The organism is Aeromonas sp. EERV15 (genome assembly GCF_900079845.1).
In the GTDB taxonomy this organism is placed as follows: Bacteria; Pseudomonadota; Gammaproteobacteria; order Enterobacterales; family Aeromonadaceae; genus Aeromonas; species Aeromonas sobria.
In genome coordinates this window covers 86,947-113,296 of record NZ_FKKY02000009.1, presented here as the reverse complement: position 1 = coordinate 113,296, position 26,350 = coordinate 86,947, and the positions used below count along the sequence as shown (strand labels likewise).

Genomic DNA, 26,350 nt, shown 5'->3' with positions numbered 1-26,350 from the left:
TGCCGGATCGCCTTGCATCACAAACTGTGGTCTCAGTTGGCTAAGTGGCATTTGGGTGCTTTACTCAATCTGCTGATTCAATTGTTAATAGGTGGCGATTCGCCACTTTTGCCACAGGATGGCCACCATGGTGGATGAGATACAGGGGTTGCCGACTCGCTTCGCCGAACGGGCCCACTATCTGGCAGCATTGCTGGATTCGCTGGAAGACCAAATTTCGGTGATAGACCGAAATGGGGTGATCCATTACACCAACCTGGCCTGGGACAGATTTGCGGAACAAAACGGCATGCCCAAGGGTTATAACTGGCTTGGCGTTAACTACATGGGGGTGTGTGACGGTTCAGATGAACCCCTTGCCCAGAGTGCGGTGGAGGGGATCCGGCGGGTGCTTAGCCGCGATCAGGAGACCTTCTATCTGGAGTATCCATGTCACAGCCCCGACGCCCAGCGCTGGTTCATGATGCGGGTGGCGAAGGTGATCGGCGTTGAAGCCGAGTTTTATGCCATCGCGCACATCAATATCACTGAACGCAAGTTACTGGAGCAGGAGGTCGAAAAACTCTCCTTGCATGATCCCCTGACCGGGCTGGCAAACCGGCGCCTGTTCAACAGCTTTTTGCACAGTGAGTGGCGGCGCAGTGTGCGCGAGCAGACCCCGCTCTCTCTCATCATGGTTGATCTGGATAACTTCAAGGCATGCAACGATCATCTGGGTCACCAGATGGGGGATGGCTCTCTGCAACTGGTTGGCCATCTGTTGCAATCTTTTTGCAAGCGTCCGGCCGATCTGCCTTGCCGCTTTGGGGGTGACGAGTTTGCCCTGATCCTTGGCAATACCGACAGTGCTGCAGCCTTGCAACTTGGTGAGGAGATCCGTCATGCCATCAACGATCTCGACATCGTGGTGGCAGATAATATTCAAGTCAGCGCCAGTGTTGGCATTGCCACCTATACGGCAGAGCATCCGCTGGATTGTGAAAACGCGCTGCTGGCAGCTGCTGATGTGGCGCTCTATAGCGCCAAGGGGGCAGGGAAAAATCGCAGCCACTGTGTCAGTTGTTGAGAGCCTCCTGTTATTCATGCTGCGCCCCCGTGATGGGGGCGCACTGTTTTAAATAAGATCTACGAGTCTCAACGTTCGGGCAGTGCCGCGATCGGGGTGGGCTGGCTCGCAATGGCCAACTGGATGAAGTGATCCCGGATGGGATCGGCAAAACCTGGGTTCCATACCATGCTTATCTCCCACTCTGAGCAGGGGCCGGAGAGGGGATAGAGGGTGACATCGGGGCCTGCGATAAAGCTGACACTGCGGGGCAGGATGGCGTTGCCGATGCCAGCCGCCACCAGCGCTACCAGCGTCTGGATATCCTCGGCTTCCTGGATCATGCCGGTCAGCCGGTTGGCGCCGAGAAAACCGGCGATCTGCTGGCTGAGACCGGGGCAGCGGTGGCCGACCATCTGCAGCAGCGGTTGGCTGGCCAAGGCTTGCTGGAGATCGAATGCGGCCGGGTCGGGCGTGGTCATTCGGGTCGGTACCGCCAGAACCAGCCGATCGGTTAGTAGCCGGTGTTCCTGCAGCTGAGGGGTGTCAGGTCGGCGCATAAAGCCCAGTTGCAACTGGCCGGAGAGTAGCTGCTCCTGCTGGATGGCGGAGGGCATGTCCTGCAGATGGACCATGACGTTGGCAACCTGTTGCTTGAAGCGGGCCACCAGCGAGGGAGCCAGTGCAAAGCTCGACAGGCCGAAACCAATCTTGAGCCGCCCTGCCACGCCGCTGGCGAGTGCCAGCGCATGGCGCTCAAATCCCTTGCCATGTTCGACCAGCGCACTCGCCTGGGTGAGTAGCTGGGCGCCGATGGCCGTCAGCTCGGCGCCGTGGCGACCGCGATTGAACAGGGTGCTGCCGAGCGCCTGCTCCAGCCCCTGGATCTGCTTGGTCAGGGCCGGTTGGGTGATGAACAGGCGGGTGGCGGCTTCCCGGTAGTTGGCGGTGTCGGCCAGCGTCACAAACGCCTGCAGTTGCCTCAGGTCGAATTTCATTCCAGTTGGTTATCTAAGGTGGCGATTTGTTGATTATAAATTATCTAATCGACTTGTTCTAATGGTCCGGTAAAGGGAGTCGCGGCTCCCTCAGACCTGAAACAAGGAGCCATATCATGTCGACTCAACGTTATCTTTTTTTGATCAAGGGCACGCTGGTGCTAGCCCAGCCATTGGCAGCACCTGAGACGGGGGAGCTGCTCGCCAGCCTGTTGCAACAGGGGTTTGTGGTCGGCCCCTTGCCGGTGTGGGCTGGCAGTGCCGAACAAGCGCTGGCCTGTTACGAGCGTGCCGCCCAGCAGCAGGCCTTTGCCGATGCGCTCTCTGGCGCTGCGTCTGAGCTGGCCGGGGTGATTCCATGAGTGCCAATCTGAGAACAGAAATGAGCGCCGACATGAGCAACATCACCTTGTCGGTATCCGCCCTGCTGCTCGATATGGATGGCACTCTGGTCTGCTCGACCGGCGATGTGGAGCAGGTGTGGCGGATCTGGTGCCAGCATCACCAGCTTGCCCCCGAGCCGGTGCTGGCGATGTGCCACGGCATGCGCTCGCGGGAGGTGATCCGGGCGCTGGCCCCGCAACTGGATGTGGAGCGGGAGGCCGCGCGGCTCGACGAGCTGGAGATGGTGCATACCGGGGGCGATGCTATCGCAGGAGCTGGCGAGTTGCTGTGCCGCTTGCCGCTACAGCATTGGGCCATCGTGACCTCCGCCAGTGAGCGGGTTGCCCGCCACCGCCTGCGTTGTGCCGGTTTGCCGCTGCCCAACCTGCTGGTGGGGGGCGAAGCGGTGCTCAATGGCAAACCCGATCCCGAACCCTATCTGCTGGGTGCCAAACGGCTTGGCGTTTCGCCCGCTCGCTGTCTGGTGTTCGAGGATGCGCCGGCCGGTATCGAGAGTGCCCTGCGCGCAGGTTGCACCGTGGTGCAGGTAGGGGGTGAGGAGCCACTCAATCCGGCGGTGGTGGCGGTGATCCGCGACTGGCGCGAGGTGAAGGTGGAGTTGAGGGAAGGCGAGTCCCTGCTGGTGACGCTGCCCGCCTGAGCGTCGCAGATCGCGCGCTGCGGCGGCATATTGCGGCATGAGCCATCGCCACCGCCTGCGGCAATAAAAACGCCCCCGATTTACGGGGGCGTTTTGCTATCTCAACCGTTATTTGAACACGCGGAAACGGCTGGCGTCGTCGATAAAGGTCTTGTCGCCGGCCGGTTGCTTGATGCTGCCAAAGGGCATCTGGGCGCGCAGCAGCCAGCTGGCGGGCAGATTCCACTCCTTGCGTACCGCCTCATCGATCAGCGGATTGTAGTGCTGCAGGGAGGCGCCGATCTTCTCCTGCGCCAGGGTTGTCCAGACTGCAAACTGGGCGATGCCGGTGGCATGTTCTGACCAGACGGGGAAGTTGTCGGCATACAGCGCAAATTTTTGCTGCAGATCCTTGATGACGTCGGTGTCCTCGAAGAACAGCACGGTGCCAAAGCCTGCGCGGAAGCTGCCATCCACCTTGGCCTCGCTCTGGGCATAGGCTTCCAGCGGCACAATCTTTTTCAGCTCGGCTTTGACGATGTCCCACAGCTTGTGGTGCTGGGCGCCAAACAGAATGACGGCGCGAGAGCTCTGGGAGTTGAAGGAGGAGGGGCTGTGTCTGATGGCATCCTGGATCAGGGCCGTCAGCTGCTCCGGCGTATGGGACACCTGGTCGCCCAGGGCATAGATGGTACGACGTGCTTTGATCTGCTCGATAAACGGACTGCTCATAACATCTCCTTTGTTTGCCTGATAGTCACATCTGGTGGGTGGAGCAAAGCCATCCGGCTCCAATCGCTCAAGGTATAGACTATACCACCCTCTCAAGATCAGAGTGTTAACCGGGAGTGATGATGCTTTTTCCTGATAGTTGATACTGGACCCGAGATTTTTGATTCATAGCTAATATGAATGTTGCCATTTGAACCGTTTAGATCTGACGGCAATCAATAATTCATAGTGGATATCGCCCTAAAATCAGTCCTTATCAATCTGGTCTATGGATGTGATGTGAGTCGGTTCCCCCTTGATAGACGCTATTACGTACTCGCTCTTCTCTCCTTTGTGCTGGGGTTCCTGGTGCTGCTTGCAACGCTGATCCTGGCGGCAGCCAGCTATGTGCGTGATATCGACAAGACGGTGGCGGGTTTTGGTCATATGGCCTCCTCGGTTGAAGCCGCATTGATCCATGAAATGGTGCAAGTCAATGAGCGGCAGCTCGCGGTGTTGGAAGCTTCTTTGGATAAACAGGCGATTGCCCGTGGTGAGCCGGCCAACAACCCAAGTTGGGCCATTGCTCATCAGATCAAGCGCAACAGTCATTACATCTATTTTTACAATCCACGGTTTGACCTGATCAGCTGTTATCCCGAGTGGGTGCGGCCTTCCGGTTATCGAGCCTCGGTGCGCCCCTGGTACAAGGTGCTGTCTCTGCCAGGGGATAAGACGGTCTGGCTTGGCCCTTATCCCGAATACAGCACCGGAGAGCTGATCCTTACCTTGGTCAAACGAGTGCGAGATGACAAGGGTCACCTGCTGGGGTTGCTGATGGTGGACATGTCATTCAAGACATTGCAGCAGGCGCTGCAAAGAACAGTAGGGAACAACCCTGCTGCGCTCTATCTCACCCTGCGCGGCAGTAATGAGCTGATCGTGGGTAGCCATCTTGAACTGCTGGATAGAGAGGCGGAGAAAGTGGTGGACGGGCACAACGGGTTTGGCCTCGATGTGCTTTGGCATGGCACTCATATCAAGCGTGAGCTGGAAGAGATTGGTTGGGATCTCAACATCTATTTACCTCCATCAGTCTTTCGTGACGGCCTCAAAGAGTCCCTTTTGATGGTGGTGCTGCCCCTGTTATCACTTTTTTTGATCTGGTTTCTCAGCATAGGTTTTCTGGTGCGGATATTTCGTCAGGAACAGGCATTGGTATCCGGTTCACTGAGCGGGATTGTCCAGGATCCGGCAGCGACCGAGCCGGTTGCAGAAGCAAATACCTGGTTTGTGCACAGCAGCCTCAGTGAAATAGAGCAGGTGCGTGCCACCTTTCTCAAGGATCAGGATTTGCTGCTGCGCGATCCGCTGACCGGCAGCATGAACCGGCGTGCTTTCGAACAACATAAACGGGCGCTTGAGCAGACCGAACTGCATTTTTGGCTGCTGCTGTTCGATGTGGACTGCTTCAAAGGGATCAATGACACCCTGGGTCATGCCTTTGGTGATCAGGTGTTGGTTCGGGTTACCCACATTCTGGCCGAAGAGTTTGGCGAACATGCGGTCTACCGGATTGGGGGGGATGAATTTGCCGCATTGGTGCAACTTGAGCGCAGTGAGCTGGAAGCCGCTCTGGTTCATCTGCTCTATCGGGTACGCAGTCAGGAGTGGCGCGAGTTCAAGGGGCGGGTCACCCTGAGTGCGGGGGGCGCCAGCCATCAGCAGGATGGCACCGCGCTATTTGAACGGGCCGATGTGCTGCTTTATCAAAGTAAGCACAGCGGGCGGGATTGTTGGCATCTCTCGGCAGGGGGCGAGGTGAGCCGCAAGGAGCAATCCTGACAATAAGTTGTCTGATGACGCCAGCCTCTAATGCCCGCCCGCAGGGGATCTCGTTGATCGCCTGCGGGCGGGCAAGGTCTAGCTGAACAGCAGATAGGAGAGAGTCATGCAGCAGATGATGCCCGAGATGATGGGCACCGAGGTGCGCTTGATGATCTCGATGGGGTTGCTGCCGGTAATTGAGGCGATGACGATGATCACCGCGGCCACCGGCGACATGGAGCGGATCAGGTTGGCGGTGAGCTGCATTGGCAGCGCCACTGACACACTGTTGACACCGACCTTCTCGGTGATCTCGGGAATGATGTTGATAAAGGAGTAGAAGACCGCCAGCCCGCTGCCGCTGATAAACCCGATCAGCGCCGCCGTGCCGGAGAAGAAGAACATCAGGATGGAGCCGACCCCGTCGATGTGCTTCACGCTCTCCACCAGGGTATCGATGATACCGATGGCTTTGAGCCCCTCCACCAGCATGCTGGCCGCCACGATAAGCGACACCACCTGAGCCAGACCCGTCCCCATGCCGGTAAAGAAGATGGCGAACTCCTTGCTGGTCTCCTTGATATTGCCTTTGCGCAGCAGCTCCACCCCTATGGTAAGCAGCAGGCAGACGAAGGTGATCTCCACCAACCCCAGCGAGATGTGGGTGAAGAAGATGCCGAACAACAGCACCAGCACCAGCGGCAGCACCGGGAAGAGGCCGTAGTAGGCGGGTGGCAAGCCGGTGGGCAGGGCGAGGGATTCATTCTTCTCTTCCAGTCCGCCGCGCGCCTGCTGCCGCTTGTCCATCGCCTTCTGCCAGAAGTAGTGCACCACTGCCATCAGTGCCAGCGTCGGCAGCGAGATTGGAGCGTGGTAGGAGACGATGTACTCCACCAGCGGGATCCCCAACTTCTGGGCAGCCAGCACGTTATCGGCCCCCAGCGGACTTGGCATTATGGTGGCTGTGGTGGCAATGACGGCCCCGGCGGTGAGGGAGGACATATTCGACGCCTTGAGCACCGGATAGAGGGTCGCCATCAGCAGCACTGCCAGACTGGCGGCACTCGGTACCACCAGCGAGAGCAGGTTGCCCAAGAGGAAGATCACCGGCACCAGCAGATAGGGGGAGCGGATGCGGCTCAAGGGGCGGGTCAGCAGCATAACGGTCACGTCGTTGGCGCCGATGTGGCTCATGTAGCTGGAGAAGCCGAACAGCACCATGATGGTGAGGCCGACATTGCCCATCTGGCTGATGAAGATCTGCTTGATCTGGACGAAGGGATCAAGCCAGCTGAGGCCGCTGCTCTGCGCCGCAGGCAGTAGCGGGTGGCCCAGTCCGACGGCGGCAAACATCAACAGCAAACCTGCGCCAAACAGCACTATCTTGGAATCGTAGTTTTTGGCGATGAGATAGCCGCAGATGACCAGGATCAGGGTGCTGACAATTATTTCCAGCATGGTTCCAACACTCTCTTCTTGATATGAATTGGCCAGCAAGCTGGCGGTTCGGGATCAGATGGCGCGGGCAAGGGTCTCCATGCACCAGGCTCTGAATCCGGGCACGTCGATATCGAAGCACACCTCGGCGTTGGGCGGCCGCTTGAGCCGGTTGTTGATATCCACCGAGGTGGTGCCCAGGGTGTGCTCGCCCCGGGTTTCGATGGCCACATGGCAGGCTTGGGTGGTGAACAGATCGGGGCGCACCAGATAGGCGATGGCGCAGAGATCGTGCATCTTGAGCCCGGTCTGCATGCTGCCGCCGCGATAGTGGCCGAACAGGGCGTGGAGCATGGCACCGGTGCGGTTGAGGGCTGGCAGCATCGCAATCATCTCGCCGGTCAGGGTCGCCCGGCTGGTGACATCGAGCCCGCACATCACGATGGGCAGGCCGCTGCTGAAGACGATGTGAGCCGCCTCCGGATCCACGTAGATATTGAACTCGGCATTGGGGGTGTGGTTGCCCCGGCCAGCCGAGCCGCCCATCAGCACGATCCGCTCGATCTTCTCCCGGCACTCGGGGTGCAGGGTGAGCAGCAGGGCGATATTGGTCAGCGGCCCGATGGGCACCAGCGTCATGGGGCGTTCGCTGGCCAGCAGGGTGGTTTTCATGGCTTCGACGGCATGTTCCGGCAGCGGCTGTTGCTGGGGCTCGGCAAACTCGTAACCGTCGAGGCCGGAGTGGCCATGGATATGGCTGGCATTGTCGAGGGGGCGCACAAGGGGCTGGCTGGCCCCTTGCGCCACCGGCACCTCTTTGCCAAAAAAGTGCAGCAGGCGCAGGGTGTTGCGGGTGGTCTTGCTGACATCCACGTTGCCAGCGACCGTGGTGATGAGCGCCAGCGCGACCCCGGGGTGAAAGAGGGCGGCGGCGATGGCAACGGCATCGTCGATGCCGGGGTCGGTATCCAGAATAATGGCGACAGGGTTCACTCTGTTCTCCTCGATGTTAATCGGCTTGGCTGGCATCGGCATGGGGCCAGCTGCAAATGAAGGGGTTGACGATCTCGCGGGTCAGGCCGTCGGTGAGGCCGAGATCGGTCAGATGGGGCCCCGCATTGCAGGCGAGGCAGGTTCCTTCGATGGCCTTGAAGACCCGGTAGGGGGGCTCCCACTCCACCACCCGGCCGCTAACTTCCCGCAGGGCGTGGAAACTGGCCGCCAGCTCGCTGGCTGGCAGGTCGGATAGCATACCGGCGATGGGCATGGCGACGTGGGCCAGCACCTCACCCTGCTGAACGACCGCCATGCCGCCTCCGCTGGCGATCAGGGTGTTGGCGGCCAGCATCATCTCTTGCGGGTCGCGCCCCAGCACCACCAGATTGTGGGAGTCGTGGGAGTAGCTGGTGGCGATGGCACCTTGCAGCTCGCCCCATCCCTCCAGCAGCGCCAGCCGGGTGCCCGCCTGATGGCGGCCGTGACGGTGTTGCACCGAGATCAGGCTAAACCCCTCCGGCACAATCACCTGACCCTCTTTGACCTCTACTTCGGTTTCGCTCCACTGGGTGAAGCGGGCCCCCTTGATGGTCTTGAAACGGGCACGCCCCGCCGCCAGCCCAGGCACCCGGATGACGAAGTCCTCCAGAGTGCGCAGGGGGATCTGCATGGTATCGCGCGGCGCCTGGCAGCCAGCGACAGGCATGGAGGGGGTGAGAATGGCGCCATGGCGGGCGACCCGCTGGCCGCCGCTGTAGACCCAGAGCGGGTTAAGATCGGTGAGGTTGTCAAACACCACCAGATCGGCGCAGCGGCCCGCAGCAACCAGCCCCAGATCGTTGCGTTGCAGGCGGATGGCGGCATTGAGGGTGGCCATTCGCAGCACATCGGGCACCGCCAGCCCCAGCTCTGCCAGCAGTTTGACCAGCGCAATCATGCCTCCCTTCTCCAGCAGCATGTCGGGCGGCACATCGTCGGTACAGAGAGTGATTTGGGAGGAGAGGTGGGGCAGCTGTTTCAGCGCCGTGACGATCTCCGGCAGCAGGTAGGGGTGGGAGCCGCGCAGTTGCAAGGTGAGCCCGGCCCGCAGCTTCTCCAGTGCATCGGCTGCCGAGGTGAGCTCGTGATCCGAGCTGACCCCGGCGGCCAGATAGGCTTGCAGCCGGTTACCGCTTAGGCCCCGGGCGTGCCCCTCAATCAGGGCATTGCGTTGCAAACCGGCGTGCAGGATGCCGGTCATCCGTTCGCTGCCGCCCAGCACCCCTTGCATGTCCATCACTTCGGCGATCCCGGCGACTTCCGGCCACTCCAGCATGGTCGCCATCTCGGGGCCATGAAACTCGGCCCCCGACATCTCGAGGCCCGGCGTCGAGGGGACGCTGGAAGGGGCGGCGCAGATCACCCGCAGCGGCAGGTTGCGGCTGGCGTCGATGGCGTAGCGAACCCCCGCCAGCCCGAGCACATTGGCCAGCTCGTGGGGATCCCAAAAGATGGTGGTGGTGCCCTGCGCGACCACCACATCGGCGTAGCGCTCCGGCGTCAGGTGGGAGCTCTCCACATGGACATGGCTGTCGATAAGCCCCGGTGAGAGATAGGCTCCGGCCAGATCGTGGATCTCGCTCGCCTGCTGGCAGGTGCCGACCGGATGAACGCTGGCGATTAGCGGGCCGACCAGCCCCACATCGGCGGGGCGGATCTCGCCGGTCACCATGTCGATCACCTTGGCATTGGTGAGCAGCAGATCGAAGGGGACTTCACCGAGGGCCGCCTGCACGGCGCGGCGGCGCAAGTTGAGGGATGCATCTTGTTCACACATGAAGGAGATGGCCTGACAAGGGGAATAATGGGCACACTTTAGGGAGGGGATTGGCCCGTGCATAGCGCAAAGAATTTATAACTGGATAAGAAAGGGTTATGCTGCTGCAAACGTTTTCTCCGGTTGTCTCTTCCATGTCTGAACCCTGGCGCCGTTTGCCTGCGCTCTCTCTCAAGCAGATCCAGTATTTTGTCACTCTGGCCCAACTGCGCCACTTCACTGAAACGGCCAACCAGATGGCCATCAGTCAACCCGCCCTGAGCAGTGCCTTGCGCCAGATTGAATCAGTGCTCGGCGGCAAACTGTTCCATCGTACTGCGCAGGCGGTCACCCTCACCGAGCAGGGGGAGGCGATCCTGCCCCACGCCAAGGGGCTGCTCAATGTGGCCCACGCCGCTTTCGCTGACATGCAGCAGGTGATGGCCGAAGGGGGTGATGGCACCCTGCGTATCGGCTTGATCCCGTCGGCCTGCGCCCTGATGTTCCCGCTGGCGGCCGCCCGCTTGCAGCAACAGTTTCCTTGTTTGCGGGTTGAGTTTCAGGATCACACCAATGATGGCCTGCTGCTGGCGCTGGCCGAGGGAGCGCTGGATGCGGGGATTGGCGTGCTGGATGGCGAGTTGCCCGACTCGCTGGAGGTCACGCCGCTGCTGGACGATGCGCTGGTGGCGGTGGTCAACCGGCAGGACACGCTGGCAACGGAGGATGTCATCAGTTGGCAGGAGTTGACCCACCGCGATATCGCCCTGTTTGCCAGAGGCAACGTCAGCCGACAGGTCAACGGGCTGGCCCAGAGCCAGTTGCCCGGGCTCAAGCCCAGATACACCACCGACTATGTCGAGACCCTGCACGGTCTGGTGCGTTCGGGGCTGGCCATCGCCATCCTGCCCAGACTCTATACCGCCCATCTCTGTGATCCCCAGCTTAAGGTGGTAGATCTACATCAACCGGTGCTGAGTCGTACGCTGGCGCTGATGTGGGCCAAAGGACTCTCCCGATCGACCCGCATCGATGAGGGGCGCGCTCTGTTGCGCAGCACCATCATCGAGCAGCTGGGCAGCCAGCACGGCTGAGATTGCGTCACCCAACCCCGTGCTGGTGACAGGAGCTGTCCGATCGTCAGCAGTCGGCAGCGGTGCTGCGACAGCCTCTCGGCCCTGCCGAGGGCCGCGCCATTCCTGTGAAATGCAAATTTTCTTGTGGTTATTCAAGTGATTGAATTCAATCTCTCGGGTCATTCCTGAAACCGGGTTTCAAGCGAAGAGCTACCCGCCGTCAGGCCCCCACTGGCGTGCCGCCTGCCGGTTTGTATAGTGCTGGGGAAATTAATCAGGTTTGACAGGAGTATCCATGGAGATGAATAGCGGTGGCATTCGCGCGCTGGCTTTGCTGGGGGCGTTATTGCTGGGCAGCACTTCTGCACACGCCTCCGAGACCCTCAACACCATTCTCGGTGGCGGAGCGGGCGGGGTGGCGGGCACCATGATCGGCAAGGAGCTGGGGGGTGATACCGGCGCGCTGGTGGGGGCCGCCTTGGGCGGTGCTGCCGGTGGCGCAGCGACGGCCAACAAGGGCAACAAGAATGAAGCGGCCCTCGGCGGCGCGGTGGGGGCGCTGGGTGGCGCCGCCATTGGCAAGAGTGTCGGCGGTGATACCGGTCAGTTGATCGGGGCCGGGGTCGGCGGGGCGAGCGGTTCGGCCATTGGCGCCAAGACCGGTGATGGTCACAAGAGCCAGGATCGCTATTACGATGATGACGATGATCATCACCATCATAAGCACCACAAAAAGCACAAGAAGCATAAAAAGCACGGGGGGTACCATGATGACTGATGCCGCCTGGTTGCGTGCAACAAAGTGAAAGAGGTGGCCCGTTGGCTTGCCTGCAATAGATAGCTCCCCACCTTGGTGGGGATGTTTGTCACATTGCGGGGTGCTGTTTCCTCCACGTCTTATCTGCATTTCAACTCGCGCCCTTGACCTGGATGGTGAGCCATCCCCGATTTACCCCATCTGGCCGACAACCTATTGGCATATGCAAACCTGGAGGGCCTATGTCTGCTGCTTGTGGCATCTGGGTATCTAGGCAGCTGGGCTTGTGGATTGTCAGGGGAGGGGCTGCAGGCCGTTAGCTATGGGGGAGCAAGAGGCAGGCCTGAATACGCAGCTTTATGGCATACTCCCCAGCCAGCCATGCCCGAGGAGATAATTGATGGCCAAGTATGACAAAGTTTCCCCCGAGACCCAGCAGGAAGCGGTGAAGATTGCCCGTGCCAACCAGAAGCCGGGGCAGACCAAAGAGCAGACTCAACTTATCGCGCAAGGGATCCAGAAAGGCATCGATGAGTACAAGAAGCAGATGAAGGCGCGGGCCCGTGAGGCGAGTCGCCAAAAGAAGCTGCAGAGCAAAGCCAAACAGTCACAGGGCACACCACTGCCAGAGGATCAGGACGACCAGATCGAATTGGTAGAAGTGACTCGTCAGCATCCACTGCCATGGGTCTTGCTAGGGCTGAGCTGGTTGGGTTTTGCCGCAGCCTGGTTCTGGCGCAGCTAAAGCGCCCGGTAGCAAATCTTTGCCCGGGATCCTCTTCACAGCCCGGGCCCGGGCTGCTGGTCATCATCCGCGAAGAGTGCTTAAATCCCGCGCCTGTTGTGCCTGCCCCCGATTTTCAGACGACTTGTTTTCAGGAAAAATGTTATGAACCCCGCACCGCTCTATTTGCTGGCCCCTTTTGTGTTGTTTCTGGTGACCATGCTGCTCTATCGCATCTCGCCGCTGCGCGCGGTCGCTGCCAGTGGAGTTCGCTGGTTTATCCTGCCCGCCTTCACCCTGTTTATTTTGTTGATCATCATCAATGGTGCGGCCGATCCCGCCTTGCGCAATCCGGCGTTCCATTGGCTGATGCCGGGGCTTGGCTTTGCCCTGAGCCTGTTTCCGGCGCTGCCCAAGGCGCTGGTGCCCCGTCTCGCCATCAAGGAGGGGGTCTTTGCCGCGCTCGGCCTGATGTTGATGAGCCTGGCCATGGTCTACTGACCGGCTGACCACTGCTGTTGACATGACTCAAGGGGGGCTCTGTGACGAGCCCCCCTTGTACAAACAATGGCCTGCAGGCATCTTGGTGAAAGGATCGCCAGCCAGGAGGCCAGATGGACAATCAGCCCGATTTCATGGCGCAGTGGGATTATCAGGATCCCGCCGCCGACCTGCAACTCGAGCTGGAGTTGCTGACCCAGATCGCCCGCACCCATTCGCTGCAACGCCAGTTTGAGCAAGCTCACCAGCTGCTCGACGAGATAGCACCCCGGCTCGGCGACGCCACACCAAGGGCCAGGATCAGAGCCCTGCTGGAGCGGGGTCGCACCTTTAACTCGGCAGGTGACAAAGCCCGCGCCAGAACCCTGTTTGAACAGGCATGGCAGCTGGGGCTCAAGGAGAAGGAGCTCTATCTCGCCATCGATGCCGCACATATGGTGGCCATCTCGGCTCCGCTTGAAGAGCAGAGCCGCTGGCATCAACTGGCGATGGAGCTGGCGGAGCGCAGCAGCGATGAGAAGGTGCGCGGCTGGCTGGCCACGCTTTATAACAATCAGGGCTGGACCCTGTTCGAACTGGGCCGCTTTGATGAAGCCAAAATCCTGCAACAGAAGTGTCTGGCCTGGCATCTGCAACACAACAATCGGGCCAAGGCTTTTATCGCCCGCTGGAGTCTGGCCCGGCTGACCCGAGCAAAAGGTCTGCATGAGGCTGCGCTGGCTGAATTGGTGCAGCTCAAAATCGATATGACCGAGGCTGGCGAGCCTGAGGATGGTTATTTGTTTGAGGAGATGGGTGAAAACGCGCTGGCACTGGACGATCCGGCAGCGGCAGAATATTTTGCCCGCGCCTGGTTCCTGCTATCACGGGATGGCTGGCTCAAGGTCAATGAGGCGGAGCGACTGGCTCGCCTCAAGCACCTCGCCAAGCTCTGAACACCCCGAAAATAGAGAGAGCGGCTCGCGCCGCCCCTCACTTGCTTCAATGTCATTATTCTCTGGATCGATTCCGCTCCGGCACCAGGGATAGTGCCGCTCACTCAGGTCAGGCTGGCCTCTTCCCAACCCTGCTTCTTGCGATAGATGGTGGAGGGGCTGATCTCCAGCAGCGCCGCCGCCTTGGGAATATTGCCGTCACAGCTGGCGATGGCCTGTTCGATCACCTCTTTTTCCACTATCCAGAGCGGACGGATCGGCCCGCTTGCTGCCCCATTGACAACCGGAGTCGATGCGACTGCCGCGGCAATTGCCGCTGGCAGTTGGGGACGAACCCCATTGAGCGGTGGTGGCAAAATATCCGGGCTGACCAGCTCTTTGTCGTTTAGCACCACGATATTGCGCACTACGTTTTGCAGCTCGCGGACGTTGCCGGGCCAGGGGTAGTCGATCAGCACCCTGGCCGTGCTGGGGTCGAAATCCTTGAAGCGCTTGTTCTCCTCTTTGGCATAACTCTGCAACAGGGTGCGTGCCAGCAGCAGAATATCTTCACCCCGCTCCCGCAGGGCCGGCAGGCTGAGGGGAATAACATGCAACCGGTAGTAAAGATCTTCACGGAAACGGCCAGCCTTGACCTCCACCAGCGGGTCACGATTGGTGGCGCAGATAAAACGCACGTCGACGGTTTCAAGTTTGCCGCTGCCGACCCGCTGCAGGGTGCCGGTCTGGATAAAGCGCAACAGCTTGCTCTGCAGGTCCAGATCCATCTCGCAGATCTCGTCCAGAAACAGGGTGCCGCCATCGGCCAGACTGGCTGCTCCTTTACGATCCCCCTGAGCACCGGTAAAGGAGCCTTTCACATGGCCGAAGATCTCGCTCTCCATCAAATCGTGGGGAATGGCGGCGCAGTTGAGAGCAATAAAAGGTTGATCTCGGCGGGGACTGCACTGATGAATCGCATCGGCACACACCTCTTTGCCGGTACCGCTCTCACCGGTAATAAAAACGGTCGCTTTGCTGGGCGCCGCGCTCTCGACGATGCGATAGACCGCCTGCATCGGCATAGATGCGCCGATAAAGCCGAAAAATGAGCTGCGCTCGAAGTTCTCCTTATAGTGGGCGACCAGCGAACTTAACTGTTGATGCTTAAGGGCATTGCGAACGGTGGCACAGAGCCGCTTGCTATCGAATGGCTTGGTCAGAAAATCAAAGGCACCCAGACGCATCGCCTCCACCGCCACATCCACCGAGCCGTGGGCGGTGATCACCACCACGGCGCAAGGCAGCTGTTGTTCGGTGATCATCTGCAGAATATCCATACCGGACATATCCGGTAGCTCCAGATCGAGCAGCACCACGGGAGGTGGGCTGGTCTGCAACTGTGCAAGCGCCTGCTGGCCGCAGTCGGCCAGTAACACCTCATACCCCTCCAGCCGCAGGTACTGTTCATAAACTACCGCCAGACTTCGGGTATCTTCCACCAGTAGAACACGCGGTTTGTTTTCAGCCACTGGAGTCATCCTTGTATTTGATTTTGCGATCTATTTTGTCTGCACCAGCGTTTATATCCAACGCAGGGAAACCCTGTTATCTCGCGATTATAAGGCATATACAAGTAAAAACGGCTCCCTAAGGAGCCGTTTTTACTACAGGTATTTCATTACTTCTTGGCGTCGTCAGCGGCCGGCTTTTCAATCGCCAGCAGCTCTACGTCAAACACCAGCACGGCGTTTGCCGGGATGGAGCCTGCACCGTGCTCGCCATAGGCCAGCTTGGACGGCAGGAAGAACTTGAATTTGGAGCCAACAGGCATCAGCTGCACGCCTTCAGTCCAACCCGGGATAACCTGGTTGAGCGGGAAGGTGGCTGGCTCGCCGCGATCGACGGAGCTGTCGAACTTGGTGCCATCGGTCAGGGTACCGGTGTAGTGAACCTTGACGATATCGGTGGATTTCGGCTTGGCGCCATCACCCATCTTCTCGACCAGATATTGCAGGCCAGATTCGGTGCTCTTCACGCCCTCTTTCTTGGCGTTGGCAGCCAGATACTCGTCACCTTTTTTCAGGTTATCAACAGAATCTTTCTCAGCCTTGGCCTTGGTCAGTTCGTTGATTTTGGCATCGTAATCTTGCAGTACTTTCTGGATCTCTTCGTCAGTCATCTTGGCTTCTTTACCCAGACCGTCGGTCACCCCTTTCAGGATCACGGCGTTCTCCAGCTTGATGCCCAGTTCCTGCTGACGCTCAAGGGTGTTAGCGATATAACGACCCATGGAGAGGCCAATTGCGTAGCCGGATTGCTCTTCAAAGCTCTTGGCTTCAGCTTTGGTGCCCTCTGCAGGCTTGCTGGCCTCTGCCTTTACTTCGGCGGTATTGGCCGCAGCAGGCTTCTCGTCTTTTTGGCAAGCAGTCAGACCGACGGCAACCGCCGCAGCCAACAGGGACACCTTCAGAAATTTGTTCATCAGTTTCTCCAAACTCCAAATACCGCTCTCGGTTTCATCGTGAAATGAGAGGTTTATCGTGATAAGCGCCTTATACTAACGCCGTGATCGCAGGTAACAAAAGCATGAGACCGCAAAAATGATAAAAAGTGCTATTTATCTGGTGAGCCTCTGTTTAATGCTCACTGGTTGCGAGCAGAGCTCCCAACCCAGCCAGCAATTGACCCTCGCCAGCACCGGTCTGCTGACCGCTGATCTGGCCAGTGACGGCAAGTTGGCCATCGTTTCCAGCATCAGTCAGGGCATTATTGTCTGGGATCTCGAACAGAACCGCCAGCGCTGGCGCTGGAAGCAGTCTGACTCGCCGGATGATCTGGTTTTCATTACCCGTTTCTCCGAAGACAATAGCCATGCCATTACCGCAACAACTGACACCTTTGCCACCTGGCGGTTACAGGATGGACGATCCCAAGGTTACTACTCTCTTCCTGAATCCAAGCTGAGGGATATTGCGCTATCAGCCAATGGGCGCTACGTGCTGATCGGTCGGGAAGATGGTAAAGCGGAATGGCTCGATACCCAAAGTGGCCGTCGTCTGCAATTTCTGGGGCATACCGAACAGATCAATACGGTGGATCTGTCGGCCAATGGCCGCTACGCCCTGACGGGGGGTAATGACTACAGCGCCTATTTATGGGATACCCGCAGCGGTCAGGTTATCTGGCGCTTTAACCATGGTGGTCGGGTGGTGATGGCCAGGTTGGAGCCGAGCGGTCGCTATGCATTCACCGCCGACAGCAGCCGGGCCAGCATCTGGGATCTGAAAACCGGCAAGGAGGTGAGCCAGCTGCAATATGATCACCGCTTCGAGGTCTACACCAGCGCCCGTTTTGTCAACGATGGCAAGTGGCTCATCACCGGCGCCCCTTCCCGCCAGCTCTCCCTGTGGCAAGTGAGCGATGGCGCCCTGCTGCAGCGCTGGCGTGTCTCGCCGCAACCCAAGGTGAAACCGCCCAGTGCAGTGGTCTATGGCGTCGCTTTGCGCGACAATAGTCACTTGATCAGTGCCAGTTCCAGTGGGCTGGCCGAAATCTGGACAATCAAGTAAGGACCCGAAGGCCCATGAGTCAGCAACTTAACGATCGCATCGAAACCCTGGAAACCCGTCTCGCTTATGCGGAGTACACCGTAGAGCAGCTTAATGGGGAGGTGACGACCCAGGGCCGTGAGCTCGACCGGCTCAAATACCAGATCCAGCTGCTGATCGACAAACTGCAAAGTGTACAGCCCAGCCAGATCGCCAGCATGGCCGAAGAGACGCCGCCACCGCACTACTGATCAGGCAATTTCCGTTGTCAGGCAACCTTGCCAATCCCGGTCGCCAGCCAATAAAAAACCCGCGATAATCGCGGGTTTTTTATCATCAGCGTGGCTGTGATCAGTGTTGATGGCCCTTGCCACCACAACCGCCACCACCGCAGCAACCGCCATGGCCCTTTTCAGCGCCGTGATCGTGGCCGTGGTCATGACCGTGACCAGCACCGCCACAGCAGCCGCCATGCTGGTGATCATCGTGATCGTGATCATGACCATGGTCGTGACCGCAACCTTCATCGCCATGGACATGGCCATGTGCCAGCTCTTCAGCAGTGGCAGCGCGCACGTCCTGGATCTCGACCTTGAAACGCAGCGTCACGCCCGCCAGCGGATGGTTGCCATCTACCTTGACGAACTCTTCCGAGACTTCAACCACGGTGACCGGACGGTGACCGTCATCGGTTTCAGCCACGAAAGTATCCCCTTCGGAGACTTCCATGCCATCAAACAGCTCACCCGGCACTTCTTGTACCAGAGTCTCGTCATACTCGCCGTAAGCCTGGGCGGGGGCCAGGGTCACTTCGAATGCTTCACCTACCGCGCGACCTTCCAGCTCGGCTTCCAGGCCAGAGACCAGGTAACGAGTGCCGTGCAGATAGACCAGCGGCTCTTTGCCAACTGTGCTGTCGATGACTTCACCGTGCTCGTCGGTGACTGTGTATTCCAGCGTAACCACGCTCAGAGGAGCTACTTTCATGTCAGGATCCTGCGGATAGAAAAAAACGGGCTCAGAATACCTTAAAAAATGAGCCGCGCATATGCCATGGCTGGCGCAATAATGTCGAAAAAAACGGCATAAACTGCAGCGGTGAGTCTCATTCCGGTAGTCGTAGTGGCTATTACGGGCGGAATACCCCGATCACCTCTTCCGCCTCGCGGGTCAGGCTGTCGACCTCGGCAGGGGTTTGCACCTGGGTATCGCCACAGGCGACGCAGGTCACCTTCTCGACTCCATGCTCCAGATACAGCATCATGTTGTCCAACTTGCCGCACGCCGGGCAGACTGCACCGGCAATGAAGCGTTTTTTACGTCTGGTTTCCATTTTTGTTACCTCCAGGCAGCATCATATCAGGGTTTTTACATGCATCATGCCATCGAATACCACCATTTTTCTTGCCACGGCTTGCAGGCGGGCAACCGCAAACGGACCCCGGTCGGGCAACTGTTGCGGATAACCCGGGGCGCCGCGCTGCTGAGACTGGGCCAGCATGAGCTGCTGTTGCCCGCAGGTCGTTGCTTCTGGCTCTGCGCCGATGCCCTCGCCGCGTTCAGCCCGCTCAGTGGTTGCCACTACGATCAACTGAGCGTCTCGCTGCGGGTTGAGCAACCGCAACAGGCCGGGTGGTTGCAGACTACCCCTCTGCTCGATGCGCTGCTCGATTCGCTGGCCCAGTGGCAGCGGCCACAAGAATGGCAGGGGATATATGGTCAGCGGCTTCAGGTGATCCTGGACGAGCTGCAACAGTGCACCATTAGTCAGCAAGGGGAGCCGAGTTTGCAGGCATGCTGGCAAGCGCTGGCCAATGGCAGGCCAGAGAGCCTGCAACTGTGGGCACAACAGGCCGAACCGCCAGTAGAAGGGCTTGCTCTGCAACAGCAGTGGCAACTGCTGCAGGCACTCAGACTGCTCAAGGGCGGTAGCAAGCCAGCCGTGGTTGCCAGCAAGCTGGGTTATGCTGATGAGGGGGCGCTGCAAGCCGCCTGCCAGCAATGGGGCGTTAGCGGGAGTGGCGAGTAATCGCCGGCTTGCTCGGCTATCGCGCCAATTTAATTAGCTGAACTAGTTCAGTTTTTTGCCAAGTGGTCGTTAACAAGGAAGGGTCACCGCCTGTGATCCTATATGCTAGCGGCCCGAAATGAGTGCCAACGTTTTGACCAACAGGACATCTGCCATGACGAGCAAAGCCAATCAATCCCAGGGCATGTTGCTGTTTCATCTCTCGACCAAACAATCCTTTGCCATCGGTACCCTCAAGGTGAAGGAGATAGTGCCTTATACCAGGCTGACTGCGCTGCCTCACTCTCACCCCACTGTGCTGGGGGCCGCCAACATGCGTGGTGCCACGATTCCGGTGATTGATATGGCGATGGCGGTGGGTTATCGCCCGGTCAGTCAGGAGGAGCTGGCGCACTGCTTCATCATCATTACCGACTGCCGCCGGACGCTGGTGGGTTTTCTGGTGCGGGGTATCGACAAGATCACCGAGTGTAACTGGCGTGACATCGAGTCGCCCCCAGCCGCACTCGGCCACAATGTCTTCGTGACCGGGGTAACCCGAGTCAATGACCAGCTGATCCAGCTGCTGGATGTGGAGCTGATCCTCTCCCGGGTCTACCCGGACGATCCCAGCCACCTCTATCCGGTGTTGACCGATGTGCAGCGGGAGCGGATCAAGCCGATGCGGATCCTGCTGGTCGATGACTCTTCCGTCGCCCGCCGTCAACTGATGGCCGCCCTCGACTACATCAATATTCCCTATGAGGTCCGCTCGAACGGTAAGGATGCGTTGAGCCTGATGCAGGAGCGAGCCAGCCAGAAGAGTCCGATAGACATTCTGGTCAGCGATATCGAAATGCCTGGGCTCGATGGTTATGAATTGGCGTTTGAGGTGCAAAGTGATAGCAAGCTGGCGGGTGCCTACATCATCTTGCACACCTCGCTCTCCAGCGAGATCAGCGTAGAGCGGGCCCACCAGGTGGGGGCCCATGAGGCGCTGACCAAATTTGAGGCCAACGAGCTGGTTCAGGCCATGTTGCGTGGTGCCGAGCATCACGATCGTCTGCTGCAATAATGCGGCTATCCGGTGGGAGATGCGATCCTCTTGCCCATCTTAACCAAAACAGACTGAAACCATGCTGATCGAGAGCCACTTCCACGCCCCCTGGTGGGCCCGCAATGCTCATCTGCAGACCATATTGCCCAAATGGCTGCGCCGCATGCCAGCCCGCTTTGTGGCTGAGCGGTTTGAGCTGCGGGAGGGGGATTTTGTCGATCTTGCCTGGAGCGGCGAGGTAAGCGCGGATGCGCAGCCGCTGGTGGTGGTGTTCCACGGGCTGGAGGGGAGCATTCATTCCCACTATGCCAAGGGACTATTTGCCCACCTGCAGCAAGAGGGTAGGGAGGCGGTACTGATGCACTTTCGCGGTTGCAGCGGCGAACCCAATCGTCATTTGCAGGCCTATCACTCTGGCGCCATTGGTGATGCGCAAGAGCTGATCGCCGAGCTGAGCCTGCGCTTCCCGGGCAAACCGCTGATCGCCATCGGCTTTTCACTTGGCGGCAATATGCTGGTCAATCTGCTGGCGCGGGCTTGCCCTGAAGCACTGAAGGCGGCAGTGGTGGTCTCGGCCCCGCTACAACTGACCAGCTGTGCCGAACGGGTTAATCAGGGCTTCTCCAAGGTCTATCAGAACTATCTGCTGCGTACCATGCGCCGCAATTTGCTAAATAAAATCAGCCGCCAGCAAAAAGCAGGCGAACGTTGGCAGCCAAGGCAAGTGGAGCAGATTGCCACCCTGCGGGAGTTCGACGAACAGGTCACAGCGCCGCTACATGGCTTTCGCAACGCCAGCCACTACTATCAAAGCTGTTCAGGCCTGCCCCTGCTGCGTCAGATCCCCATCCCGACCCTCATCATTCACGCCGCCGATGATCCCTTCATGTCACACGCTGTCATCCCTCAGCCGGAACAGTTGTCTCCCATGGTGCGCTATGAGCTGAGCCAGCGTGGCGGCCATGTCGGCTTTTTGCACGGCACCCCCTGGCGGCCAAAGTTCTGGCTGGATGAACGGATCAGCCGTTGGCTGGCTGAGTGTCTGACTGAGCCATGCGATAGCAGTTGCGCCCTTCGGCCTTAGCCTGATAAAGAGCCCCATCAGCCCGGGCGATGACCCGGTCGAGTGATTCTCCATTTCTCCACAAGGCGATCCCCTGGCTCACGGTGACATAGGGTGCCACACAAGAGTAGGCATGGGGCAGGGAATGGCGCGCCAGCGCCGCAGCAACACGCTGGGCCACTGTCTCGGCAATGTTCAGGGTCGCCTTCGGCAATAACAGCACAAACTCCTCACCGCCGTAACGGGCGACCAGATCGTCCTGACTTCGTACCACCTCACGCAGATATTCAGCGACACTTACCAACACTTCGTCGCCGCGTTGATGGCCATAGCCATCGTTCAGCTTTTTGAAAAAATCCACATCGAGCAGGATCACCGCAAATGATTGATCCTGCAGCATGGCCTGCTTGATCGTACGCTCTCCGACCAGGTTGAAGTGGCGACGATTGGCCAATCTGGTGAGCGGGTCTTGCTTGGCTTGACCATCCAGCTGGCGGGCTAGCTCCAGATTCTCGTACTCCCGGGCAACTGCCAGCACGAACCAGTCGTACAACATTCGTCGCCCCGTCTCCAGCAACAGCATCAACCCGGCTACCAGCAAGACATGCATGGCAAGAAACGGAACCTTCACGGTCAGGGGTTCGATAAGCAGATAGAACAAAGGGGGAGCCATAAAGCAGTAACAGAGGCTTTTTTCGCAATAAAAGGCGATCAGGGAGGTCATCAACAGCAGACTGAGGGACATAAAGGCCAGGCTAAAGCCTCCTCTCACCTCGGTCACTGCGGTGGCATAGCCCACCATTGCCCAACCTGTCCCCCACAACAGCGCATAGACCCGCAGGCTATTTAGCCACTCTCGCCCTGGTCTGTGCTGCAGCAACCAGCGCAGCAACGGATAAGTCAGATTGGCGGCCGCCATGATCCATAACTGCCACTCATAGCGCCAGGGCAGTTTGTTGTCGATCACCAATTCGGCGTTCTGGTAGACATAAAAGCGGGCAAGCAAGAAGATGCTGCCTAGCAGATTGGCCACCCAGAACCAGCGGATCCCCTGGCTCAATGCCTGACGGCGAATGCTCCATAGATGGTCGTCGAAATCGGCAGCTTGCGAGTGAAAATGAGCAGAGAACATCTCAGATCCTACCAAAAAACATATAAACACCTTGCGCTCGATGGTCACAGATAGAAAATAGCGCCATTCTGGCTAATAGAACTTCCATCATGATTATTCCCTGGCAAGAACTCGACGGCGACACCTTGACCAACCTGATCGAGCAATTTGTGCTGCAAGAAGGCACCGAATATGGTGAACAGGACGTATCACTCGAGGTCAAAGTAGACGCGGTGCGATCGCAATTACAGCAAGGCAAGGCGGTTATCGTCTATAGCGAGTTGCACGAATCGGTCAATATCGTAGTGAAAGATCGTTTTATCGAGCAATCTTGACCAACTTGCGCCCCTGATCTTATAACGACACTCCCAAGGAAGAGAGAATTCTATGTCGGCCAAGCATCCCATTATTGCAGTCACCGGCTCCTCCGGTGCCGGCACCTCCACCTCCACTAACGCTTTTCGCTCGATGTTTCATCAGTTGGGTTATACCGCGGCGGTGGTAGAAGGTGACAGTTTTCACCGATATACCCGCCCGGAAATGGATGTGGCGATCCGCAAGGCGCGCGAGCAGGGGCGTCACATCAGCTATTTTGGCCCTGAGGCCAATGACTTCGGTTTGCTGGAGAATTTTTTCCAGGGCTATGGGCAGGATGGCAATGGCCAGTATCGCCGCTATCTGCACAGCTTTGACGAGGCGGTGCCTTTTAATCAGATGCCCGGTACCTTCACCCCCTGGCAGAATCTGCCCAGCAATACCGATCTGCTGTTTTATGAAGGGCTGCACGGCGGCGTAGTCACCGAGGATCACAATGTGGCGCGCCATGTGGATTTTCTGATCGGCGTGGTACCCATCGTCAACCTGGAGTGGATCCAGAAGCTTATTCGCGATACCTCGGAGCGGGGCCATTCCCGGGAGGCAGTGACCGACTCCATCGTCCGCTCCATGGATGACTACATCAACTTCATTACCCCGCAGTTTTCCCGCACCCATATCAACTTCCAGCGAGTGCCGACGGTGGACACCTCCAACCCCTTCAGTGCCAAGGTGATCCCGAGTCTGGACGAGAGTATGCTGGTGATCCGGTTTCGCGGTATCAAGCAGGTGGATTTCCCCTACCTGTTGTCGATGATCGATGGCTCTTTCATCTCACGAATGAACACCATTGTGGTGCCGGGTGGCAAGATGGGATTTGCGATGGAGTTGATCCTGCGCCCGCTCATCCAGCAACTGCTCGAAACCGGAAAAATAACCTGATTCAAAGGAGTTCATGATGCGGTTTGCTTATCTTTCTGTGGCGCTGCTTGCCCTGCTGGGCGGGTGCAGCAGTGGGCCATCGGCCCCCACGCTGGAATCGGGCACCATGGTGGTTCGTCCGATCAGTGACTGGACATTTGGCGCCACACCGCGCTATGCCCTGGCTGAGCAGTATCAGTTCGCCGGAGAACACGCTGAAGGCTGGCTGGAGCCGATGCAGCAAGCAGTCAGTCAACAACTTGATGGCAAGGGATGGCGCAGTGTGCCCCTTGAGGAGGCCGACCTCTGGGTGGCTATCGGGGTCGCGGGGGGCAAAGATATCAGCGATGGCGAGATTTTCTCACGTCTGGGCATGACGCCGGGGATTGGAGCATCTGCCAGTGGACGCAAGGGCACGCTGGTGATCGTGTTGCTTGACCCTCGCAGCAAAAAAGCAGTTTGGAGCAGTGCGATTTCCCTTGCCAGCGAGGCAGCTATCGCCGAGGGGCAGCGCCAGCAACTGAGTCAGCAACTTGCCGCTGAATTACTGGGGGCCTTGCCTACCCGATAAGCCATATACATGGCACTCATCCGGACCAAGATAAAAAAGCAGCTTGCCATCTGGCAAGCTGCTTTTTTTTGACGGGACGCTTGTGGTCAAAACAAGGGCGCCGCCTCAAGGGAGAGTGCATTCATCTATTTACGGGTACAGGTCAACAAGGTGACCTCTTTTTGGGTCAGTGTGGTCTGTTTTTCCTGATTCCAGAAGGTGGTCACGCTGTCAGAATATTTCTCGCCAGACTCCGACTCGACTCGAGCAAGCTTGTGGTAAACCCCGTTGTAGGGGAACTGCACCATGTCAGCCTGGGCATCATAGGTCACGGCTAACAGCTCTTCACCACACTGATACTGGTTGTATTGATACTGGGTCGGCTGTGGGCTGGTACATGCCGCCAGACCCAGTAGAGGAAGTAGGGCTATCAATTTTTTCATTGCACTTTCCTTATGTAATGGCCTAACGCCATGGCTTTTCCACGTAACAATTATCAGTTATCAGGCTTCAAGAATTTGATAACTATGGGTAATTTGTACCGCTTTTTCCAGCATCAGGGAAACGGAACAGTATTTTTCCATCGATAGCGTCACAGCTCTCGCAACCTGCTTCTCTGCCAGCCCGGTGCCGGTTACCACAAAGTGCAGGTTAATTTTTTCAAAAACGCGCGGGGTGCTCTCTACCCGTTCACCGTTCAGTTCTACGTGGCATGCGGTCACTGATTGACGTGCTTTCTCGAGAATGGAGACCACATCAATAGAGCTGCAGCCACCCACCGCCAGCAGGATCATCTCCATCGGGCTCACCCCTTCTCCCGGATTAGCACCATCCAGGGTCACGGTGTGACCGGATTCGCTCTCACCGATAAATTTCATCCCTTCCACCCAGCTGACTTTGGCTTTCATCTTGTTCATCCTGTTGCTTGTTATGGCGTGTTCATTATGTCCCTAGCATACCCCAGCTATCGAACCGGTGGCATCTCTGCGCCTGATGCTCAGAAAGCGACGAGTTGGGAGGGAAATAGATCAAAATCAACATCTGTTACCGCCATCTTCCCTAGAATGACCCACGCAGCGCAGCAGGCATTACTCAAAGGGCTCTTTCAAAAGCCCGCAAAGCCTTGTCAGCACAGGCAAAGGCTCTTATCCTACTGCGACTAATACAAGGAATGGCAAGATTGGCAGCTTGCCCGGACGCACAAGTCCATAAAAAGACACTACAGAGGAATTCTCATGGTCATTGGCAAACCGCAAAGCGATCCCACCCTGGAATGGTTCTTGTCGCACTGCCACATTCATAAGTATCCCGCCAAGAGCACCCTGATCCATGCGGGTGAAAAAGCGGAGACCCTCTATTACATCGTCAAGGGTACGGTGGCCGTCTTGATCAAGGACGATGAGGGCAAAGAGATGATCCTCTCCTATTTGAACCAGGGCGACTTCCTGGGCGAAATGGGGATGTTCGAAGAAAATGACAATCCTGAGCGTTCTGCTTGGGTGCGTGCTAAAGGCTCCTGTGAAGTCGCAGAGATCTCCTACAAGAAGTTCCGCCAGTTGATCCAGGTCAACCCGGATATTCTGCTGCGTCTCTCCGGTCAAATGGCCAAACGCTTGCAACATACCAGCCAGAAAGTGGGTAACCTCGCTTTCCTGGATGTGACCGGCCGGATCGCCCAGACCTTGCTCAACCTGGCTACCCAGCCAGATGCCATGACCCATCCGGATGGCATGCAGATCAAGATCACCCGTCAGGAGATCGGCCAGATTGTCGGCTGTTCTCGTGAGACTGTGGGCCGCATCCTCAAGATGCTGGAAGAGCAGGAGCTCATCTCTGCCCATGGCAAAACCATAGTGGTTTTTGGCACCCGCTGATTGTTGAACCAATGACCGGATAATGGTCTTGGGATCAAAAAGGCTGCTACGGCAGCCTTTTTGGATCCTCTCCCCTATAATCCCGAACGCCCTTC

At 58.2% G+C, this 26,350-nt stretch carries 30 protein-coding genes; 18 read left to right on the top strand and 12 right to left on the bottom strand.

Annotated features, from left to right (window positions below):
* Nucleotides 1–127 precede the first annotated feature (127 nt).
* Nucleotides 128–1,066: a sensor domain-containing diguanylate cyclase gene (locus BN4575_RS09855; RefSeq protein ID WP_068978055.1), complete on the top strand. Its 939-nt coding sequence runs from the start codon at nucleotides 128–130 to the stop codon at nucleotides 1,064–1,066.
* Nucleotides 1,067–1,134: 68 nt separating this feature from the next.
* Here BN4575_RS09855 and BN4575_RS09850 read toward each other — a convergent pair whose 3' ends face one another.
* Complete coding sequence (locus tag BN4575_RS09850; RefSeq protein WP_068978054.1) at nucleotides 1,135–2,043, bottom strand: LysR family transcriptional regulator; 909 nt, start codon at nucleotides 2,041–2,043, stop codon at nucleotides 1,135–1,137.
* A 116-nt stretch (nucleotides 2,044–2,159) separates the two neighbouring features.
* Between BN4575_RS09850 and BN4575_RS09845 the strand changes: the two genes are divergently transcribed.
* Nucleotides 2,160–2,405 (top strand): hypothetical protein, encoded by a 246-nt coding sequence (locus tag BN4575_RS09845; protein WP_068978053.1) that lies wholly within the window; start codon nucleotides 2,160–2,162, stop codon nucleotides 2,403–2,405.
* A gap of 32 nt (nucleotides 2,406–2,437) precedes the next feature.
* Nucleotides 2,438–3,088, top strand: a complete 651-nt coding sequence (locus BN4575_RS09840; protein ID WP_068978052.1) for an HAD-IA family hydrolase — start codon at nucleotides 2,438–2,440, stop codon at nucleotides 3,086–3,088.
* Nucleotides 3,089–3,196: 108 nt separating this feature from the next.
* Here BN4575_RS09840 and BN4575_RS09835 read toward each other — a convergent pair whose 3' ends face one another.
* Nucleotides 3,197–3,799, bottom strand: coding sequence for a nitroreductase family protein (locus BN4575_RS09835; protein WP_068978051.1), 603 nt, complete (start codon nucleotides 3,797–3,799; stop codon nucleotides 3,197–3,199).
* A 279-nt stretch (nucleotides 3,800–4,078) separates the two neighbouring features.
* Here BN4575_RS09835 and BN4575_RS09830 point away from each other — a divergent pair, with 279 nt between their 5' ends.
* Nucleotides 4,079–5,623, top strand: a complete 1,545-nt coding sequence (locus BN4575_RS09830; RefSeq protein WP_068978050.1) for a diguanylate cyclase — start codon at nucleotides 4,079–4,081, stop codon at nucleotides 5,621–5,623.
* 78 nt (nucleotides 5,624–5,701) lie between these two features.
* Here BN4575_RS09830 and dcuC read toward each other — a convergent pair whose 3' ends face one another.
* The 3 genes from dcuC to BN4575_RS09815 are packed head-to-tail and all read right to left on the bottom strand — an operon-like array spanning nucleotide 5,702 to nucleotide 9,854.
* On the bottom strand, nucleotides 5,702–7,063 hold the full coding sequence (gene dcuC / locus BN4575_RS09825) for a C4-dicarboxylate transporter DcuC (protein WP_068978049.1): 1,362 nt from the start codon (nucleotides 7,061–7,063) through the stop codon (nucleotides 5,702–5,704).
* Nucleotides 7,064–7,117: 54 nt separating this feature from the next.
* Nucleotides 7,118–8,035: a ribonucleoside hydrolase RihC gene (gene rihC, locus BN4575_RS09820; RefSeq protein ID WP_256028935.1), complete on the bottom strand. Its 918-nt coding sequence runs from the start codon at nucleotides 8,033–8,035 to the stop codon at nucleotides 7,118–7,120.
* A 16-nt stretch (nucleotides 8,036–8,051) separates the two neighbouring features.
* On the bottom strand, nucleotides 8,052–9,854 hold the full coding sequence (locus tag BN4575_RS09815; RefSeq protein ID WP_068978048.1) for an adenine deaminase: 1,803 nt from the start codon (nucleotides 9,852–9,854) through the stop codon (nucleotides 8,052–8,054).
* A gap of 134 nt (nucleotides 9,855–9,988) precedes the next feature.
* Here BN4575_RS09815 and BN4575_RS09810 point away from each other — a divergent pair, with 134 nt between their 5' ends.
* From BN4575_RS09810 to BN4575_RS09790, 5 genes are all read left to right on the top strand, one after another.
* Nucleotides 9,989–10,927 carry a LysR family transcriptional regulator gene (locus BN4575_RS09810; RefSeq protein ID WP_068978105.1) on the top strand — a complete coding sequence of 313 codons (939 nt, stop codon included), beginning with the start codon at nucleotides 9,989–9,991 and terminating at the stop codon, nucleotides 10,925–10,927.
* A 277-nt stretch (nucleotides 10,928–11,204) separates the two neighbouring features.
* Nucleotides 11,205–11,687, top strand: a complete 483-nt coding sequence (locus tag BN4575_RS09805) for a YMGG-like glycine zipper-containing protein (RefSeq protein WP_068978047.1) — start codon at nucleotides 11,205–11,207, stop codon at nucleotides 11,685–11,687.
* 379 nt (nucleotides 11,688–12,066) lie between these two features.
* Nucleotides 12,067–12,411, top strand: a complete 345-nt coding sequence (locus tag BN4575_RS09800; protein WP_068978046.1) for a DUF2956 domain-containing protein — start codon at nucleotides 12,067–12,069, stop codon at nucleotides 12,409–12,411.
* 144 nt (nucleotides 12,412–12,555) lie between these two features.
* The gene (locus tag BN4575_RS09795; RefSeq protein WP_042022863.1) at nucleotides 12,556–12,891 is read left to right on the top strand and encodes a hypothetical protein; all 336 of its coding nucleotides are present in this window, start codon (nucleotides 12,556–12,558) and stop codon (nucleotides 12,889–12,891) included.
* Between the two features lie 113 nt (nucleotides 12,892–13,004).
* Complete coding sequence (locus BN4575_RS09790) at nucleotides 13,005–13,826, top strand: tetratricopeptide repeat protein (RefSeq protein WP_068978045.1); 822 nt, start codon at nucleotides 13,005–13,007, stop codon at nucleotides 13,824–13,826.
* Nucleotides 13,827–13,930: 104 nt separating this feature from the next.
* Here the strand turns inward: BN4575_RS09790 and BN4575_RS09785 are convergent, their stop codons facing one another.
* Complete coding sequence (locus BN4575_RS09785) at nucleotides 13,931–15,337, bottom strand: sigma-54-dependent transcriptional regulator (RefSeq protein WP_042022867.1); 1,407 nt, start codon at nucleotides 15,335–15,337, stop codon at nucleotides 13,931–13,933.
* Between the two features lie 149 nt (nucleotides 15,338–15,486).
* Nucleotides 15,487–16,290, bottom strand: coding sequence for an FKBP-type peptidyl-prolyl cis-trans isomerase (gene fkpA, locus BN4575_RS09780; protein WP_042022868.1), 804 nt, complete (start codon nucleotides 16,288–16,290; stop codon nucleotides 15,487–15,489).
* A 118-nt stretch (nucleotides 16,291–16,408) separates the two neighbouring features.
* On the opposite strand from fkpA, the gene BN4575_RS09775 reads away from it, so the two are divergent.
* Together BN4575_RS09775 and BN4575_RS09770 are read left to right on the top strand one after the other, a co-directional pair.
* Entirely contained in the window at nucleotides 16,409–17,377 is a 969-nt protein-coding gene (locus BN4575_RS09775) for a WD40 repeat domain-containing protein (RefSeq protein ID WP_068978044.1), read from the top strand.
* A gap of 14 nt (nucleotides 17,378–17,391) precedes the next feature.
* Nucleotides 17,392–17,607, top strand: a complete 216-nt coding sequence (locus BN4575_RS09770) for a SlyX family protein (protein WP_042022871.1) — start codon at nucleotides 17,392–17,394, stop codon at nucleotides 17,605–17,607.
* A 100-nt stretch (nucleotides 17,608–17,707) separates the two neighbouring features.
* Here the strand turns inward: BN4575_RS09770 and slyD are convergent, their stop codons facing one another.
* Complete coding sequence (gene slyD, locus BN4575_RS09765; RefSeq protein WP_068978043.1) at nucleotides 17,708–18,343, bottom strand: peptidylprolyl isomerase; 636 nt, start codon at nucleotides 18,341–18,343, stop codon at nucleotides 17,708–17,710.
* Nucleotides 18,344–18,485: 142 nt separating this feature from the next.
* Nucleotides 18,486–18,689, bottom strand: a complete 204-nt coding sequence (locus BN4575_RS09760) for a YheV family putative zinc ribbon protein (protein WP_042022874.1) — start codon at nucleotides 18,687–18,689, stop codon at nucleotides 18,486–18,488.
* A 39-nt stretch (nucleotides 18,690–18,728) separates the two neighbouring features.
* On the opposite strand from BN4575_RS09760, the gene BN4575_RS09755 reads away from it, so the two are divergent.
* The 3 genes from BN4575_RS09755 to BN4575_RS09745 all read left to right on the top strand — a co-directional run bounded on the left by BN4575_RS09755 (nucleotide 18,729) and on the right by BN4575_RS09745 (nucleotide 21,505).
* Nucleotides 18,729–19,385 (top strand): hypothetical protein, encoded by a 657-nt coding sequence (locus BN4575_RS09755; protein ID WP_068978042.1) that lies wholly within the window; start codon nucleotides 18,729–18,731, stop codon nucleotides 19,383–19,385.
* 154 nt (nucleotides 19,386–19,539) lie between these two features.
* Nucleotides 19,540–20,439 (top strand): chemotaxis protein, encoded by a 900-nt coding sequence (locus tag BN4575_RS09750; protein WP_068978041.1) that lies wholly within the window; start codon nucleotides 19,540–19,542, stop codon nucleotides 20,437–20,439.
* A gap of 61 nt (nucleotides 20,440–20,500) precedes the next feature.
* A complete protein-coding gene (locus BN4575_RS09745) occupies nucleotides 20,501–21,505 on the top strand; it encodes a hydrolase (protein ID WP_068978040.1) in 1,005 nt (334 codons plus the stop codon).
* Here BN4575_RS09745 and BN4575_RS09740 read toward each other — a convergent pair.
* On the bottom strand, nucleotides 21,441–22,616 hold the full coding sequence (locus BN4575_RS09740) for a GGDEF domain-containing protein (protein ID WP_068978039.1): 1,176 nt from the start codon (nucleotides 22,614–22,616) through the stop codon (nucleotides 21,441–21,443). The genes BN4575_RS09745 and BN4575_RS09740 overlap by 65 nt on opposite strands.
* Nucleotides 22,617–22,705: 89 nt before the next feature.
* Between BN4575_RS09740 and BN4575_RS09735 the strand changes: the two genes are divergently transcribed.
* Genes BN4575_RS09735 through BN4575_RS09725 form a run of 3 tightly spaced genes read left to right on the top strand, consistent with a single transcriptional unit; the run spans nucleotide 22,706 to nucleotide 24,402 of the window.
* Complete coding sequence (locus tag BN4575_RS09735; protein ID WP_042022884.1) at nucleotides 22,706–22,930, top strand: YheU family protein; 225 nt, start codon at nucleotides 22,706–22,708, stop codon at nucleotides 22,928–22,930.
* Between the two features lie 52 nt (nucleotides 22,931–22,982).
* Nucleotides 22,983–23,852, top strand: a complete 870-nt coding sequence (locus tag BN4575_RS09730; protein WP_042022886.1) for a phosphoribulokinase — start codon at nucleotides 22,983–22,985, stop codon at nucleotides 23,850–23,852.
* Between the two features lie 16 nt (nucleotides 23,853–23,868).
* The gene (locus BN4575_RS09725) at nucleotides 23,869–24,402 is read left to right on the top strand and encodes a DUF4136 domain-containing protein (protein ID WP_068978038.1); all 534 of its coding nucleotides are present in this window, start codon (nucleotides 23,869–23,871) and stop codon (nucleotides 24,400–24,402) included.
* A gap of 125 nt (nucleotides 24,403–24,527) precedes the next feature.
* Here the strand turns inward: BN4575_RS09725 and BN4575_RS09720 are convergent, their stop codons facing one another.
* Together BN4575_RS09720 and BN4575_RS09715 are read right to left on the bottom strand one after the other, a co-directional pair.
* Nucleotides 24,528–24,824, bottom strand: a complete 297-nt coding sequence (locus tag BN4575_RS09720) for an MliC family protein (protein WP_042022892.1) — start codon at nucleotides 24,822–24,824, stop codon at nucleotides 24,528–24,530.
* Nucleotides 24,825–24,884: 60 nt separating this feature from the next.
* Entirely contained in the window at nucleotides 24,885–25,289 is a 405-nt protein-coding gene (locus tag BN4575_RS09715) for an OsmC family protein (RefSeq protein WP_068978037.1), read from the bottom strand.
* A gap of 327 nt (nucleotides 25,290–25,616) precedes the next feature.
* Between BN4575_RS09715 and crp the strand changes: the two genes are divergently transcribed.
* Nucleotides 25,617–26,255 carry a cAMP-activated global transcriptional regulator CRP gene (gene crp, locus BN4575_RS09710; protein ID WP_042022897.1) on the top strand — a complete coding sequence of 213 codons (639 nt, stop codon included), beginning with the start codon at nucleotides 25,617–25,619 and terminating at the stop codon, nucleotides 26,253–26,255.
* The last annotated feature ends 95 nt before the right edge of the window (nucleotides 26,256–26,350 follow it).

Excerpts from the sequence above, each read along its gene's own strand:
- BN4575_RS09855 (WP_068978055.1), top strand. The coding sequence starts at position 128 with ATGGTGGATGAGATACAGGGGTTGCCGACTCGCTTCGCCGAACGGGCC.
- BN4575_RS09850 (WP_068978054.1), bottom strand. The coding sequence starts at position 2,043 with ATGAAATTCGACCTGAGGCAACTGCAGGCGTTTGTGACGCTGGCCGAC.
- BN4575_RS09845 (WP_068978053.1), top strand. The coding sequence starts at position 2,160 with ATGTCGACTCAACGTTATCTTTTTTTGATCAAGGGCACGCTGGTGCTA.
- BN4575_RS09840 (WP_068978052.1), top strand. The coding sequence starts at position 2,438 with ATGAGCAACATCACCTTGTCGGTATCCGCCCTGCTGCTCGATATGGAT.
- BN4575_RS09835 (WP_068978051.1), bottom strand. The coding sequence starts at position 3,799 with ATGAGCAGTCCGTTTATCGAGCAGATCAAAGCACGTCGTACCATCTAT.
- dcuC (WP_068978049.1), bottom strand. The coding sequence starts at position 7,063 with ATGCTGGAAATAATTGTCAGCACCCTGATCCTGGTCATCTGCGGCTAT.
- BN4575_RS09815 (WP_068978048.1), bottom strand. The coding sequence starts at position 9,854 with ATGTGTGAACAAGATGCATCCCTCAACTTGCGCCGCCGCGCCGTGCAG.
- BN4575_RS09810 (WP_068978105.1), top strand. The coding sequence starts at position 9,989 with ATGTCTGAACCCTGGCGCCGTTTGCCTGCGCTCTCTCTCAAGCAGATC.
- BN4575_RS09805 (WP_068978047.1), top strand. The coding sequence starts at position 11,205 with ATGGAGATGAATAGCGGTGGCATTCGCGCGCTGGCTTTGCTGGGGGCG.
- BN4575_RS09800 (WP_068978046.1), top strand. The coding sequence starts at position 12,067 with ATGGCCAAGTATGACAAAGTTTCCCCCGAGACCCAGCAGGAAGCGGTG.
- BN4575_RS09795 (WP_042022863.1), top strand. The coding sequence starts at position 12,556 with ATGAACCCCGCACCGCTCTATTTGCTGGCCCCTTTTGTGTTGTTTCTG.
- BN4575_RS09790 (WP_068978045.1), top strand. The coding sequence starts at position 13,005 with ATGGACAATCAGCCCGATTTCATGGCGCAGTGGGATTATCAGGATCCC.
- fkpA (WP_042022868.1), bottom strand. The coding sequence starts at position 16,290 with ATGAACAAATTTCTGAAGGTGTCCCTGTTGGCTGCGGCGGTTGCCGTC.
- BN4575_RS09775 (WP_068978044.1), top strand. The coding sequence starts at position 16,409 with ATGATAAAAAGTGCTATTTATCTGGTGAGCCTCTGTTTAATGCTCACT.
- BN4575_RS09770 (WP_042022871.1), top strand. The coding sequence starts at position 17,392 with ATGAGTCAGCAACTTAACGATCGCATCGAAACCCTGGAAACCCGTCTC.
- slyD (WP_068978043.1), bottom strand. The coding sequence starts at position 18,343 with ATGAAAGTAGCTCCTCTGAGCGTGGTTACGCTGGAATACACAGTCACC.
- BN4575_RS09760 (WP_042022874.1), bottom strand. The coding sequence starts at position 18,689 with ATGGAAACCAGACGTAAAAAACGCTTCATTGCCGGTGCAGTCTGCCCG.
- BN4575_RS09755 (WP_068978042.1), top strand. The coding sequence starts at position 18,729 with ATGCATCATGCCATCGAATACCACCATTTTTCTTGCCACGGCTTGCAG.
- BN4575_RS09750 (WP_068978041.1), top strand. The coding sequence starts at position 19,540 with ATGACGAGCAAAGCCAATCAATCCCAGGGCATGTTGCTGTTTCATCTC.
- BN4575_RS09745 (WP_068978040.1), top strand. The coding sequence starts at position 20,501 with ATGCTGATCGAGAGCCACTTCCACGCCCCCTGGTGGGCCCGCAATGCT.
- BN4575_RS09740 (WP_068978039.1), bottom strand. The coding sequence starts at position 22,616 with ATGTTCTCTGCTCATTTTCACTCGCAAGCTGCCGATTTCGACGACCAT.
- BN4575_RS09735 (WP_042022884.1), top strand. The coding sequence starts at position 22,706 with ATGATTATTCCCTGGCAAGAACTCGACGGCGACACCTTGACCAACCTG.
- BN4575_RS09730 (WP_042022886.1), top strand. The coding sequence starts at position 22,983 with ATGTCGGCCAAGCATCCCATTATTGCAGTCACCGGCTCCTCCGGTGCC.
- BN4575_RS09725 (WP_068978038.1), top strand. The coding sequence starts at position 23,869 with ATGCGGTTTGCTTATCTTTCTGTGGCGCTGCTTGCCCTGCTGGGCGGG.
- BN4575_RS09720 (WP_042022892.1), bottom strand. The coding sequence starts at position 24,824 with ATGAAAAAATTGATAGCCCTACTTCCTCTACTGGGTCTGGCGGCATGT.
- BN4575_RS09715 (WP_068978037.1), bottom strand. The coding sequence starts at position 25,289 with ATGAAAGCCAAAGTCAGCTGGGTGGAAGGGATGAAATTTATCGGTGAG.
- crp (WP_042022897.1), top strand. The coding sequence starts at position 25,617 with ATGGTCATTGGCAAACCGCAAAGCGATCCCACCCTGGAATGGTTCTTG.